At 61.3% G+C, this 12628-nt stretch carries 12 protein-coding genes; 5 read left to right on the forward strand and 7 right to left on the reverse strand.

The features are described from left to right. Positions 1-52: 52 nt before the first annotated feature. The 4 genes from WYH_RS09110 to WYH_RS09125 are packed head-to-tail and all read left to right on the forward strand — an operon-like array spanning position 53 to position 4692. The gene (locus WYH_RS09110) at positions 53-1033 is read left to right on the forward strand and encodes an MBL fold metallo-hydrolase (protein WP_046903576.1); all 981 of its coding nucleotides are present in this window, start codon (positions 53-55) and stop codon (positions 1031-1033) included. Next, positions 1023-2315 carry a fumarylacetoacetate hydrolase family protein gene (locus WYH_RS09115; RefSeq protein ID WP_046903577.1) on the forward strand — a complete coding sequence of 431 codons (1293 nt, stop codon included), beginning with the start codon at positions 1023-1025 and terminating at the stop codon, positions 2313-2315. The genes WYH_RS09110 and WYH_RS09115 overlap by 11 nt, the downstream gene beginning before the upstream one ends. Beyond that, entirely contained in the window at positions 2315-3370 is a 1056-nt protein-coding gene (locus tag WYH_RS09120; protein ID WP_046903578.1) for an amidohydrolase family protein, read from the forward strand. Before WYH_RS09115 ends, WYH_RS09120 begins: the two co-directional genes overlap by 1 nt. Then, positions 3367-4692, forward strand: a complete 1326-nt coding sequence (locus WYH_RS09125; protein WP_046903579.1) for an MFS transporter — start codon at positions 3367-3369, stop codon at positions 4690-4692. The genes WYH_RS09120 and WYH_RS09125 overlap by 4 nt, the downstream gene beginning before the upstream one ends. A gap of 38 nt (positions 4693-4730) precedes the next feature. Here the strand turns inward: WYH_RS09125 and WYH_RS09130 are convergent, their stop codons facing one another. From WYH_RS09130 to WYH_RS09155, 6 genes are all read right to left on the reverse strand, one after another. Then, positions 4731-6104 carry an NAD-dependent succinate-semialdehyde dehydrogenase gene (locus tag WYH_RS09130; RefSeq protein WP_046905015.1) on the reverse strand — a complete coding sequence of 458 codons (1374 nt, stop codon included), beginning with the start codon at positions 6102-6104 and terminating at the stop codon, positions 4731-4733. 59 nt (positions 6105-6163) lie between these two features. Continuing rightward, entirely contained in the window at positions 6164-6970 is an 807-nt protein-coding gene (gene hpaI / locus WYH_RS09135; protein ID WP_046903580.1) for a 4-hydroxy-2-oxoheptanedioate aldolase, read from the reverse strand. A gap of 16 nt (positions 6971-6986) precedes the next feature. Then, the gene (locus WYH_RS09140; RefSeq protein ID WP_235979038.1) at positions 6987-7682 is read right to left on the reverse strand and encodes an FAA hydrolase family protein; all 696 of its coding nucleotides are present in this window, start codon (positions 7680-7682) and stop codon (positions 6987-6989) included. A 146-nt stretch (positions 7683-7828) separates the two neighbouring features. Next, a complete protein-coding gene (locus tag WYH_RS09145; protein WP_046903581.1) occupies positions 7829-8944 on the reverse strand; it encodes a cupin domain-containing protein in 1116 nt (371 codons plus the stop codon). A gap of 32 nt (positions 8945-8976) precedes the next feature. After that, positions 8977-9963 (reverse strand): ornithine cyclodeaminase family protein, encoded by a 987-nt coding sequence (locus WYH_RS09150; RefSeq protein WP_046903582.1) that lies wholly within the window; start codon positions 9961-9963, stop codon positions 8977-8979. Continuing rightward, positions 9960-10517: a carboxymuconolactone decarboxylase family protein gene (locus WYH_RS09155; protein ID WP_046903583.1), complete on the reverse strand. Its 558-nt coding sequence runs from the start codon at positions 10515-10517 to the stop codon at positions 9960-9962. Before WYH_RS09155 ends, WYH_RS09150 begins: the two co-directional genes overlap by 4 nt. A 101-nt stretch (positions 10518-10618) precedes the next feature. Between WYH_RS09155 and WYH_RS09160 the strand changes: the two genes are divergently transcribed. Then, the gene (locus WYH_RS09160; RefSeq protein ID WP_053833507.1) at positions 10619-11575 is read left to right on the forward strand and encodes a LysR substrate-binding domain-containing protein; all 957 of its coding nucleotides are present in this window, start codon (positions 10619-10621) and stop codon (positions 11573-11575) included. A 67-nt stretch (positions 11576-11642) separates the two neighbouring features. Here the strand turns inward: WYH_RS09160 and WYH_RS09165 are convergent, their stop codons facing one another. Continuing rightward, positions 11643-12593 carry a PDR/VanB family oxidoreductase gene (locus WYH_RS09165; RefSeq protein WP_046903584.1) on the reverse strand — a complete coding sequence of 317 codons (951 nt, stop codon included), beginning with the start codon at positions 12591-12593 and terminating at the stop codon, positions 11643-11645. Positions 12594-12628: the final 35 nt, after the last annotated feature.

Raw genomic sequence — 12628 nt, forward strand, 5'->3', positions numbered from 1 at the left:
TGCAGCGATGAATAAAGCCGATAGGATCGGCTGCCGAGGGAGAGATTCAAAGATGGCAAACTGGCCTTTCACGCAAGGCGTGCATGATTTGGGAAATGGCCTGTACGGCTACGTACAGCCGGATGGAACCTGGGGCTGGTCAAATGCCGGCCTGGTTTCATCGCGCGGGGAGACGCTGCTGGTCGACACCTTGATGAGCGTGCCCTTGACCCGCACCATGCTGGAAGATTTCGCAAGGGTCGACGGGGGCGCGAAGATCGACAAGGTGGTCAACACCCACGCCAATCCGGATCATTTCTTCGGCAATGGCGTGGTGGAGGATGCGGAAATCATCGCCACGGCCAAGACGGCCGAGGAGATGAGCGGCTTCGATCCGAAGGGGCTGGCAAACCTTTCCGCCAATTACGAAAAAATGGGCGAAGCTGGCGAATTCCTGTTCGAAACGATGGGGCGCAAGTTCGACTTCAGCGGGGTGGATGAACTGACCCTGCCCAGCCGCACCTTTTCGGATCGGCTTACGCTGCAAGTCGGCGACAAGACGGTGGAACTGGTCGATCTTGGCCCTGCCCACACCGCATCGGATACGATTGCCTGGGTTCCCGGCGACAGCGTGGTCTTTACTGGCGATCTTCTGTTCAACGAAGGCCATCCGGTCCTGTGGGCCGGCCCGATGAGCCGCTGGATCGCGGCGTGCCGCTATATCGAGGATCTGAAACCCGAAACCGTCGTCCCCGGCCACGGCCCGATCTGCGAAGTCGATGCCGTGCGCAACATGCGCCATTATTTCGAACATCTGATGCAGGAAGCGCGCGGCCGGTTCGAAGCCGGGATGCCCTGGCGGGAGGCGGCGCGGGACATCCCGATGAAGGAATATGCGCACTGGACCGATCCCGAACGGATCGTCGCCAATGTCTATTCGCTCTACAAGGAATGGGATCCGGATCTGGAGGCGGCGCCACCTCCGGTGATCTTTGCCGAAATGAACCGCTATCGGAAAGAACCCGCCCACGAAGGATGCGGCCATGCCCATTGAACTGAACGCAACGCATGATCCGCAGCGGCGCAGCTTCGTGGCCAGCGCCAATGAGGAAGGGGCTGATTTCCCCATCCAGAACCTGCCTTTCGGCGTGTTCGACGATGGTCGGGGCGCGCGCGGCGGCGTTGCCCTTGGCGATTCCATAATCGACCTTGCTGCCCTGTTGCGATCAGGGGCCCTGTCCGGCGCTGCGGCCGATGCTGCAATGGCGGCCAGCAAGGATGGCCTGGAAGATCTCTTCCTGATCAAGCCGGACCAGCTATCATCCCTGCGCCGCGCCCTGTCGGATCTTTATGCAGCCGGATCGGCAGACCGGGCGAAAGCGGAAGAAGCGCTTGTCCCCGCTGCATCCGCCACGATGCACATGCCGGCCAGGCCTGCAGCGTTCACCGATTTCTGCACCAGCGCCGATCATATTCTGCGAATGGCGCGGAATGGCGGGCGGGAGCCTCAGCCAGCCTGGATGACTTTGCCAGTCGCATATAATGGCCGGGCAAGCTCTGTCGCCGTCAGCGGAACACCCGTCATCCGGCCGCGTGGCCAGGTGGCCCCGCGCGGCGGAACCGGGCCGGAATTCATGGCCGAGCCGATGCTGGATTTCGAAGTGGAATTCGGCGCCTGGTTGCGCGGCCCGGGAAATCCGCTGGGCGAAACCGTGTCCATGCAGAAAGCGGAAGAATTGCTGTTCGGCTGCTGCCTGGTCAACGACTGGTCCGCACGCGGCATCCAGTTTTACGAGATGATACTGGGCCCGCATCTGGGCAAGAGCTTCCTGACGACCATTTCGCCATGGATCGTGACGATGGAGGCGCTGGCGCCGTTCCGCGTGCCGGGGCGCGGCCGGACGGAAGAGGAACCGGCCCTGCTCGAATATCTCGACGATCCCGAGGACCGGCGATCCGGTGGACTGAATATCGAACTCACCGCCGAACTGGATACCGGATCGGGCCCGCACCGGATCGTGCGAACCAACGTGGCCGAACTGTTCTGGACGCTGGCACAGATGGTGGCCCACCAGGCATGTGGCGGCGCACCGCTGGAAAATGCCGATCTGATCGCCACCGGCACGGTTTCCGGCGCGGCGGATGAAGCGCGCGCCTGCCTGGTCGAAATCACGGAACTGGGCAAGAAGCCCCTGATCCTGCCTGACGGCACGCAGCGCGTCATGCTTGAAGACGGTGATACGCTGGCAATCCGGGGAAGGGCGTTGGCCGATGGCTTCGTTCCGATCGGATTTGGCGAATGCAGCGGAACCATAAGCCGGGCGAGGAACCCTTGATGAGCGAGAACCTGTTTACCTGCGGCGATCAGAAGCCGATCCCCGTCAGCGCGCGCGGCAAGCATCTTGTTGTCGACATACATTGCCATCTGGGCATCCCCGCCGCGGATGCCATCGTCCAGCAGAAGTTCCCCGGCCCGCCGCCGGGCATCAACGACTTCACCAGCGAACGGACATCCGAAGTCAACCGCGCCCAGTTCGCCGCGATCGGCCGGACACTCAACACGATCGATACGCGTCTGGCGGATATGGACCGGCTGGGTATCGACGTGCAGGCTATCTCTCCCAGTCCCGGGCAATATTTCTATTTCACCGATGCGGATACGGGCCGCGCGGCGGCCCGCGCCGTGAATGACGGCATGGCAGAAGCCGTGGCCACCCATCCCGACCGCCTGGTGGGCATGGGCACGGTGCCCCTGCAGGATCCGCAGCTGGCAATCGAGGAAATGCGGCGCTGCGTGAAGGATCTCGACCTCAGGGGGATAGAGATCAATTCCAACGTCAATGGCGTGGATCTGCATTCGGACCAATTCCGCCCATTCTGGGCTGCGGCGGAAGAACTGGGGGTTCTGATATTCCTCCATCCGCTCGGCTTCACCCATGCCCAGCGAATGACCGAATATTATTTCAACAATCTGATCGGCAACCCGCTGGAATCGACGCTGGCGGTGGGCCACCTGATCTTCGGCGGCGTGCTGGACGCATATCCGGGGCTGAAAATCTGCGTTGCCCATGGCGGCGGATACATCCCCGGCTATTGGGGCCGGATGGATCATGGCTGGCGCGCCCGGGCGGATTGTTCGGAACATTGCCAGCATGAACCGTCGAGCTATCTGCGCAAGCTCTGGTTCGATACGCTGGTTTTCGACAAGGACGAGCTTGAAAGTCTGGTGAGGACGCATGGCGCGGACAGGCTGTGCCTCGGCACGGACTATCCCTTCGACATGTCGGAACCTGACCCCGTGGGCTTCCACGATCGCCTCGATGAGGAAACCAGGGCGAAGATACTGGGCCTCAACGCCGCGCAATTGCTGGGCCTGGACACCGGGAAATGAGCGCCAATCCCAAGGCACCGCCGAAAACAAACCCTTTCTGGGCCCTGTTTGTCCTCTTCCTCGCCAATGTATTCAACCAGGGCGATCGCATTCTGTTCGGAACGGTAGTCGATCCGATCGGGCGCGATCTCGCCATCAGCGACACGGAAATGTCGCTCGCCAGCGGGCTGTTCTTCGTGCTGTTCAACCTGGTTGGCGGCCTGTTCATCGCGCGCCTTGTCGATCGCGGCAATCGCGTGCGCATCCTGGCGATTGGCGTCGCGGTCTGGTCTCTGGCAACAGCCGCCACCGGATTGGCCACGGGCTTTTCCACCCTGGCCCTCGCCCGTATCGTCGTGGGGATCGGGGAAGCGACAGCAGTTCCGGCGGCCATGTCCCTGATCCCGGACCTGTTCCGGATGGAAGCGCGCGGGCGCGCAGTCGCCGTATTTCAGACCAGCAGCTTTGTCGGCATTGTCGGCGGCACGATCATCGCCGGCGTTCTGGCCGCCGCCATGGGCTGGCGCAGCATGTTCATCGTCTGCGGATTATCCGGTCTTTCGGTCACGGCCCTGCTGCTTTTCAGCGTTCGCGAACCGGAACGCGAAGAACAAGCGGATCGCACGGCCATTCCCGCCTATTGGCGCGATCTCGTGGATGGTTGCGGCCGGGTGCTGCACCGTCCGGGCTTCCTGCTGTTGATGGCCGGCTTTGGCGCCGGTTCGATGATGACTTTCGTGCTGGCAGCCTGGGCGCCCACATTCCTGCTGCGATCGCATGACGTGCCGCTGGCCCAGGTGGGACTGGTTATCGGTCCGGCAGTCGGGCTGGGCGGGATTTTCGGCGCCCTCGCATCCGGGATGTTTGCCGATCGCATGGTTCGCAAACGCAATCTGGCCGCCGACATGCTCAAGGTGCCGTTGTGGAGCATTCCGCTCTCACTGCCATTCATGGCGGGATTTATATTCCTCCCCTGGCTGGCAGCGGCGATGGCTTGCGCAGCGGTGATGAACTTCCTGCTCAGCATGGCAACGCCCACGGCCATGAACTTCGTGGTCAACTCTGTCGCACCGGGTGATCGCGGATTGTCGGCCACCTTGCTTCTGGCGGCGACCGGCCTCGTCGGCGGAACGATGGGCCCCTTCATCGTCGGCCTGTTGAGCGATCTGCTCGCCCCCCGGCTGGGCGATGAATCGCTGCGGATAGCAATTGCCGCCATGCTCGCCACGCCGGTGGTGGCAACGATCTTCCTGGTGGCCGCCTATCGCCGCGCCACGAAGGCTGCAATCGACGAGGCAGGGGCAACAATAACAGATCCGCAAGGCCTGCCCGCAGGCAGGTGATCGGGAAGGCCCCCACCCGCCGGACGAAGCTCAACACGTTATCTGAGCCAGCATAGCTGGGCGTTACAAAATTCCTTCAAACCGAAGTGGGAGAGTTCGCGGCCATAGCCGCTGGCCTTGATCCCACCGATAGGCACGCGGGGATCCGATACTGAAATACCGTTGACGTATACCGCACCCGCGTTGATCCGCGGGGCGTTTCGGGCAGCCAGATCCGGATCTCCTGTCCAGACGGAAGCAGAAAGCCCGAACAGGCTGTCATTGGCCAGTTCGATGGCTGCATCGAAGCTTCTCACCTTCAGGATCGGCGCGACCGGCCCGAACACCTCTTCCCGGCAAACGGGCATGTCATTGGTTACGTCCACCAGAACGGTAGGAGGGTAGAAGGCGCCCGGACCATCAGCTATCTCGCCCCCAAGCAGGACCCGTGCACCGTGATCGATACTGCGCGTGACGAGCGAGTGGACTTCGGCCCGAAGATGCTCCCGCGCCATGGGGCCCATTTCCGTTTTTGCATCGAGTGGATCGCCAACCCTGATCTGGCGCACCTTTTCGACAAAGCTGTCGGTGAATGCGTCGAAAATTTCCTCGTGAATAAGAAATCGCTTCGCGGCGATGCACACTTGCCCGCAATTCTGGAAACGCGCCCGGACAGCTTCAGTAGTTGCCCTTTCCAGATTCGCATCGGGAAGAACGATGAACGGATCAGACCCGCCAAGTTCCAGGAGAGACTTCTTGAGGTTCCGCCCCGCTTCCGATGCAAGGGCAGAGCCCGCGGCAACGCCAGCAGTGACCGTCACCCCACAGATGCGCGGATCGCCCAGCAAGCCCGTAATCGCCTCCCGATCTGCATTGACCACGAGAAACGCACCGTCGGGAAAGCCTGCATCCGAGAAGCATTCCGCCAGGGCATGGGCACTGCCCTGCACATTATCCGCATGTTTTAACAGCAGCGCGTTACCCGATGCCATGATTGGCACTGCTGCGCGCAGAACCTGCCAAATGGGGAAATTCCACGGCATGACGGCAAGGACAGTGCCGAGCGGCAGATACCGGACCGTTGCCACGCCTTCGGGGCCGAAATCGGTAGTTTCGTCAGCGAGCATCTGCCCTGAATTTTCGGCGTACCAGTTACAAAGATTGGCGCACTTATCCACTTCGGCCAGGGCGAGACTGATCGGCTTCCCCATTTCCAGGGTGATTGATCGCGCCAGTTCCTCCCGGCGCGAGGCGAGAACTGCGCCAAGCCTTTGCAGATGCGTGCATCGCGCGTCCTGGCCCAGGGCAGCCCAATTTCGGAAACCCGCACTGGCTCTGGCAAGTGCTGCGTCCAACTGCGCACCATCCATCGCCGGGTAGCGCCCCAGCAATGTGCCATCGGCGGGATTGATGGAAATAGATTCAGTCCGCATGATCCGATCCCTGATTTGCGCACGCGGATTGACCGCGCCCACGCGTTTCTTGCTGGAAGTCAGTAAACGGACGGCTTTGGCTCGGCCCCGGATGACGGCTTTGCCTGTTCGTCTGACTTGAACTTCGCGGCCAGAGCTTCGGTGCCGCGGGCCAGAATGGACACGTCGGTTCCAACGGCCACGAAACTGGCGCCCAGCTCCAGATAGTGGCGGGCAAGCCTCTCGTCCGCGATGAGGATGCCCGAAGGCTTGCCGCAGGCGGATATGCGCGCAATCGCCGTTTCGATCGCAGCCTGGACATCAGGGTGGGCCGGGTTCCCCAGATGGCCAAGATCTGCGGCCAGATCGGACGGCCCGATAAAGACGCCGTCAACGCCATCGGTCTCAGCGATCGCTTCCAGATTCTCCAGCGCCGCCTGACTTTCAACCTGCAGCAGCAGGCAGATATCTTCCTGCGCGCGGTGGAGATAATCGGCGGTCCGATCCCATCGGCTGGCCCGTCCGATCGCCGCCCCTACGCCGCGAATTCCGAAAGGGGGATAACGCGTAGCGCGCACCATTTCGGCCGCCCCCTCGGCCGTGTCGATCATCGGAATCAGCAGGCTGCGCGCGCCGATGTCCAGATATTGCTTCACCAGGACCGTATCCGCGACCGGCAAGCGCACCACAGCTTCCGTGGCGCCACCGTCGACAGCCTGCAACTGGGCCATGACGAGCGGAAGATCGTTCGGCCCATGCTCCGCATCTATCACCATCCAGTCAAAACCCGCCCCGGCGCAGATTTCAGCCGTGTATGGCGTTGCGAGCGCCTGCCAGATCCCGATTTGCGGCTGCAAGGCGGCGATCGCCCGCTTGAATGCGTTCATGACCATGCTTCCCACTTTAGCCGAAGGCGATCTCAACACGACCGAAGGGACCGAAGTCGCCCAGGATTTTGCTGCCGGGCGGCGCCTCGACAGGACGAATGAACGAACCGGAGAGGACAATCTGCCCTTTCCGGATTCCCTGCCCATACACCCCGAGACGTTGCGCGAGCCAGGACATCGACAGGAGAGGATCCCCCAATACCCCGGCCCCTAGCCCGGTTTCTTCGATCTGATCGTCGCGCGAAAGGATGGCACCGATCCACGGCAGGTCTTCGGGCCTGAAATCATGGACCGGCGCACCAAGAACGATACCGCCATTGGCCGCGTTATCCGATATCGTATCGAACACCGTTCTCATTCGCCCCGTTTCCGGGTCCGCGCGGGTGATTCTGGTGTCGAGAATTTCGAGAGCCGGCGCGATATAATCCGTTGCTTCAGCAATCTCTGCCGGCGTGGCATCGGCGGGGACGTCATGCTTCATGACGAAGGCAATTTCCGCCTCGATCCGCGGCTGGATAAACCTTCCGGCCGGAACGATGCCCCCATTCGGGAAAGTCATTGACCCAAGCAGGACGCCTGAATCGGGAATATCTATTCCCAGCGCGGATTGCATTGCCCTGGATGTCAGGCCGATCTTCCAGCCGATGATTGTATCGCCAGCCGCGCACTTCATCCGCACCCATTCAGCCTGGATGGCATAGGCATCGTCCATGGTGATCGTGGGATGATCTTCGCTCAGCAAGCGAATTTGCGTCCCGGTCTTTTCCGCAGTGGCAAGCGCAGCCGCAGCAGCGCGAATAGCCGCACCATTCAGGGTGGAACCAACCGGACCACTGGTGATCCCCGCCACCGGACACATCAGGCGGCGGACTTCCTGTTCGTGTCAAACCCCATCTGGGCCCCAAGCAGGGCCGGAGGCTCCTTCAGGTTTTCCTGCCAGAGAAGCGCCTCCATCGCGATGGCAAGCGGCTGGTTCTGAATCGTTAGCTCGTAAACATAATCATCATAGGAAGCATGATTATGCACGGCCCATCCCGGAGCCGAAAGCATGAGATCGCCAGCCTTCCATTCATACACATTACCGGCAACCGTGCTCCGCCCACTGCCATGGAAATAATAGTTGATGGCTTCCGATACATGGCGATGCGGCCTGTCCACGATCTGCGGCGGACGGATCGTGATCGTGGCGAAGAAGTTCGGCGTTGTCCCGTTGGTGCGGCCAGTCATGGGATTATAGAGAAGGTAAAGCCGCCGACCGACATAATCCTGGCCAAGATCCTGCAGCTTCTTCAGTTCGCTCTCAACCCTCTCCCACGGCCAGTGCAGCGCATTTGATTCCACCGCAGGAGGGTTGATCAGCCGTTCATAAGGCATGAGCATTGCACCATCATCGCCAATTTCAAACGTGCCGTAAGGGCTGATCCGGCGCGGATTGATCGACTGGTCATCCTCTTCCTCAACAGGTTGGTGAAGCGGCGGATTCGCTTCCCAGTGATGCACCTGCATGAACTGGAGAAGCGGCACATTCGTGTAGGTCAGGAAGACCTGCAGATCAGTACCTGTATTCTCCCGCCAGTAGGGCACGAAGGAAGGCGTGTTGTAGACATCATATTTGCCGAAGGGGATGCGCCGGTCGCCAACGGTCGCCACTCCTTCCCCGCGGATGCAGAAATTCACTTCCGTCGCATTGTGGCGAAATGGCTCTGTCCGCTCTCCCGGCTTCAGGACATTAAGGGTGACCTGGACAGAGGTGGCAAGTCCCGGCGTGGCTGGATTGGCGCGGGGATGAACGATCAGCGAGCTGCGGCGGCCGTTTCCGGGAATCGGGATAGACGCGAGACGCTCGATCTCCTCGTCGATCTGTTCCCTTGTTATGATTGCAGGCGCCCAGGGATCGTTGATGGGATAGTTCTGTCCGCTGATGTCTGCAAAGCGGCCAACCGTTTCATCGAAATCAGTGCGAAAGTCGTTCATCGATTTCTCTCCTGAATCTGTTTGCTGATCGTTCAGGTCAGGCGCGGGGCCTGCCTGGTCACCTCCGGGAGAGGTCGGCCGAGCCGGGCAGCACGCACACGATCAAGGATTGCAATGCCTAGGGACAGATCCGAGATGCCCATGCCCATGGCCTTGAACACGCTGAGATCGCAATCGCCGGGGCGCGCCGTTCCCGCGGCGGCCAGCCGGGACAAGGGGACAAGCCGATCCCATGCCGCCTCGTCCTCTCCGAACGCCTCCTGAAATTCGCGGCTGAGCTTGCGCACTTGCGGGACACTGTCCGCTGCACAAAGCGTCGCCCTGTCGAGCAGGGGGGCCTCGAATTCGGCGCGCTCCGGCGTGATCGCACCGACCGCGTTGATATGCACTCCTCGCGGAAGGCTGTCCGCCCGCAAGAAGGGCATCCGCGAACGGGTGGCGAGAGTTACGATGTCAACTGTATCGAGGGCCTCGTCCAGCGAGGCCGAGGCGACAGCATCCAGCCCAAGACTTTCTTCAATTCGGCGTGCCAGTGCTTCGCGGTTGGCAGCCGTCGGGCTCCAGACCGTGACCCGGTCCAGCTTGCGGACGGCAGCAACGGCGGCGACCTGGGCAATCGCCTGCTTGCCGGCCCCGATCATCGCCATGTGGGCCGCTCCCGGACGGGCCATCAGATCTGTTGCCAGGCCGCTTATGCCGCCAGTACGCATCTGGCCCAGGGCAAATGCTTCGATAATGGCGAGCACGCTGCCATTATCCGCGTCAATCAGAACCAATAATGGCATGGCCCCGTTGGCGGTATGCGCCCACGTCTTGGTGCCGGCCACGCCCAGCCCTTCAAAGACCGCGCCGATGGCGTGAAGTGTTGAACCATTGGCCCATGTCGCATGGGTTTTGACCATGTTGACGGCACGGCCCGCTGCTTCTTCCTTCAACCCGTCGCGAAGCGCATCGATCGCTTCGGGCAGGGACATGACCGAGACAACTTCGGCCTCCGATATCCAGATACCGGCGCTCATGGCATTACCTCCGCGAAGATCGATGGAACAGGCGGCGCCAGCCCAAGGCAGTTCACCATCTGGGCATGGGCGACATACCGGCCGACCAGGAAAAGGACCGCGATGGCGCGCTCCTTGCCGACAAGGTCGATCACCTCGTCCAGTTCAGCTTCTGTATCTTTCCCCTGGCGCGCCACCAGGCCGAACGTCATGCGCTGCAGTGCCCGCTCTTCCCCGGACAGCAAGGGCGCGCTGTCGGGCGCCACTTGTTCGACCGCGGCGATCCAGTCTTTCCCGAAGCCAAGCTTTTCCGAGAGACGTTCATGCTGATGAAGTTCGTAGGGATTATCCATCAGCACCGCGACTGTAAGGGCGACGGTTTCGGTCCAACGGTCCGGCAGCGCCTCTTTCAGCTTGCCGGTCATTTCCATGAAGGGCGTCAGCACCTCGGGCAGATGGCCGGTACAGCTGAAGAATTCCCCCAGATAGCCAAGCCGCTCGAATTTCCCGCGCAAGGAATCCTGCAAATCCGGCGCCAATTCCTCGAATGACAATCTCGGTATCTTCGCATTCACGAATCATGCACCCCCGGCCTTTTCCGGGCAGACCTTCCCTCTCTTTCTGCTGTTCCTGAAATACATTATAGAGAATTCGGTTATACCCGAAGGGAATAGGCATGGACTTGCGGCAGATGCGCTATGTTATTGCTGTGGCCGACGAACTGAGTTTCACGAGGGCGGCCGCGCGATGCAATGTGTCCCAGCCTCCGCTCAGCCGGGCGATCCGCGATCTGGAGACCGAGATCGGGGTACAGCTTTTCGAACGCGACACGCATTCGGTCAGAATCACGCCGGCTGGGGAGACGCTGGTTTCAGAAGCCCGCCTGGCCCTGGCGACAATTGAAAAGGGGATCGAGAGCGCGAGGCAGACCGCCTCCGGCCTGCGCGGCACGTTGAAGCTGGGTTTCGGAGGATCGACAGTTTATTCCTTGCTCCCCGCGCTGATCCGTCGCTTCAGGGCCGATGCCTGCGATGTCGATTTCGAATTCTGCCCCATGCCGGTCCTCAACCAGATCGACGCGCTGCGAAGCGGGGAAATCGATCTCGGCCTGCTGCGCCTGCCAATTTTCGATGAAATGATCGAAACGGCCTTTGTCCATGGCGAACCGCTGGTCGTCGCATTGCCCGAAGGGCACCCGCTCCTTGAAAACCGCGGGGCGATATCCATTGCCGATCTGGAATCGAGCCGCTTCATTACCTACGAGCCTACCCGCGGGTTCAATTTCCATTCCGACCTGCTCGCCCTGTGCCGGCTGGCGAAGTTCAATCCGGAAATTCGTCACCAGGTCGCCACGACCGAGGCGGTTGTCGGCATCGTCGCATGTGGGGAAGGCGTGGCCATCCTGCCCGCATCAGCAGAGCGACTTCGCATGGAAGGCGTTGCGTTCCGGCCGCTCGAAACCGGCGGAATGCCCGATCATCTGCGCGAAGTGCGCTTCGGCCTTGCATGGTGCAAGGACACGCCATCGGCAACGGCATTGCGCTTCATAAGCCGGATGACCAAGCCATCGGCGAACCGGCCCGATCCCGCCACATCTTTATCCCATGCCGGCACTACCGGAGACAGCGCCTGAAGGGTCGTCCGCCCCAGATTATCGCGCAGGCTATCGTCATCGCCGGATGGTCAACTTCCCAAGGATATCAAAGGTCCAGCACCAGCTTGTCGCTCTTCGCGCCGGAGCAGCACACCATCATGGTCGCATTCGCTTGCCGCTCTTCCTCGCTCAGGATCGAATCCCGGTGGTCCGGTATGCCGGAGATTACTGTCGTTTCGCATGCCCCGCACACACCTTCGGAGCATGAATAGGAGACAAAGATTCCGGCATCCCTCAGGACTTCGAGAATTGTCTTGCCCGCCGGAACCACCAGTTCGGTTTGCGAACGGGCCAGTTCTATGGTGAATTGATGATCGGTTGCCGCCTCGAACCGGGCCTCGAAATATTCGACATGCATATGGTCGGCGCTACGCGAAGAAGCCCTGCCCGCCTCCTCGAACGCCTCCAGCATCCCGTTCGGCCCGCAACAATAGATATGGGCATCCGCCGGGGCGTCGCCAACGATCCGGGCCAGCGCAAAGGGGGCACCCGCAGATTCCTCCCCTATCCGGATCGTGACATTTTCCCACTGGCTCAGTTCATCGAGCAGGATAGCATCGCTGCGCGATCGCACGGTGTAGTGCAGTTCGAACGGGCGCCCCAGATCACGCAGGCGATGCGCCATCGCATAGATCGGCGTGATGCCGATTCCGCCTGCGATGAGCAGCGAGAAGGCCGCCCCCTCATCCAGGGGAAAGTGGTTTCGCGGCGGGCTGACCTGCAGCCGCATCCCCACCCGCAGCCGATCGTGAATCCAGCGCGATCCCCCGCGACTGTCCTCCTCACGCTTCACTGCGATGTCGTAAGCCTTCAGGTTCTCTCCCGCATGTAACAGCGAATATTGTCGCTCCATCCCGCCCGGAAGATGGAGCGAAATATGCGCGCCTGGCGCAACCGGGGGGAGGGAACCGCCTTCCGGCCGTTCGAACCTGTAAAGATTCGTGTTTCGCGATCCGAGCCTGATGCAGGTGAGGACGAGCTCAATCTTGGCGGACATTGGAAGGCCTTGATATTTGCGAAGCGCGGAGCCGG

The sequence above is a fragment of the Croceibacterium atlanticum genome (assembly GCF_001008165.2).
GTDB classification, from domain to species: Bacteria; Pseudomonadota; Alphaproteobacteria; order Sphingomonadales; family Sphingomonadaceae; genus Croceibacterium_C; species Croceibacterium_C atlanticum.

What these genes read in the sequence shown, in the direction of transcription:
- WYH_RS09165 (WP_046903584.1), bottom strand. Translation starts at nt 12,593, where the DNA reads ATGTCCGCCAAGATTGAGCTCGTCCTCACCTGCATCAGGCTCGGATCG.
- WYH_RS09110 (WP_046903576.1), top strand. Translation starts at nt 53, where the DNA reads ATGGCAAACTGGCCTTTCACGCAAGGCGTGCATGATTTGGGAAATGGC.
- WYH_RS09130 (WP_046905015.1), bottom strand. Translation starts at nt 6,104, where the DNA reads ATGCGGACTGAATCTATTTCCATCAATCCCGCCGATGGCACATTGCTG.
- WYH_RS09140 (WP_235979038.1), bottom strand. Translation starts at nt 7,682, where the DNA reads ATGGACGATGCCTATGCCATCCAGGCTGAATGGGTGCGGATGAAGTGC.
- hpaI (WP_046903580.1), bottom strand. Translation starts at nt 6,970, where the DNA reads ATGAACGCATTCAAGCGGGCGATCGCCGCCTTGCAGCCGCAAATCGGG.
- WYH_RS09115 (WP_046903577.1), top strand. Translation starts at nt 1,023, where the DNA reads ATGCCCATTGAACTGAACGCAACGCATGATCCGCAGCGGCGCAGCTTC.
- WYH_RS09160 (WP_053833507.1), top strand. Translation starts at nt 10,619, where the DNA reads ATGGACTTGCGGCAGATGCGCTATGTTATTGCTGTGGCCGACGAACTG.
- WYH_RS09125 (WP_046903579.1), top strand. Translation starts at nt 3,367, where the DNA reads ATGAGCGCCAATCCCAAGGCACCGCCGAAAACAAACCCTTTCTGGGCC.
- WYH_RS09145 (WP_046903581.1), bottom strand. Translation starts at nt 8,944, where the DNA reads ATGAACGACTTTCGCACTGATTTCGATGAAACGGTTGGCCGCTTTGCA.
- WYH_RS09120 (WP_046903578.1), top strand. Translation starts at nt 2,315, where the DNA reads ATGAGCGAGAACCTGTTTACCTGCGGCGATCAGAAGCCGATCCCCGTC.
- WYH_RS09150 (WP_046903582.1), bottom strand. Translation starts at nt 9,963, where the DNA reads ATGAGCGCCGGTATCTGGATATCGGAGGCCGAAGTTGTCTCGGTCATG.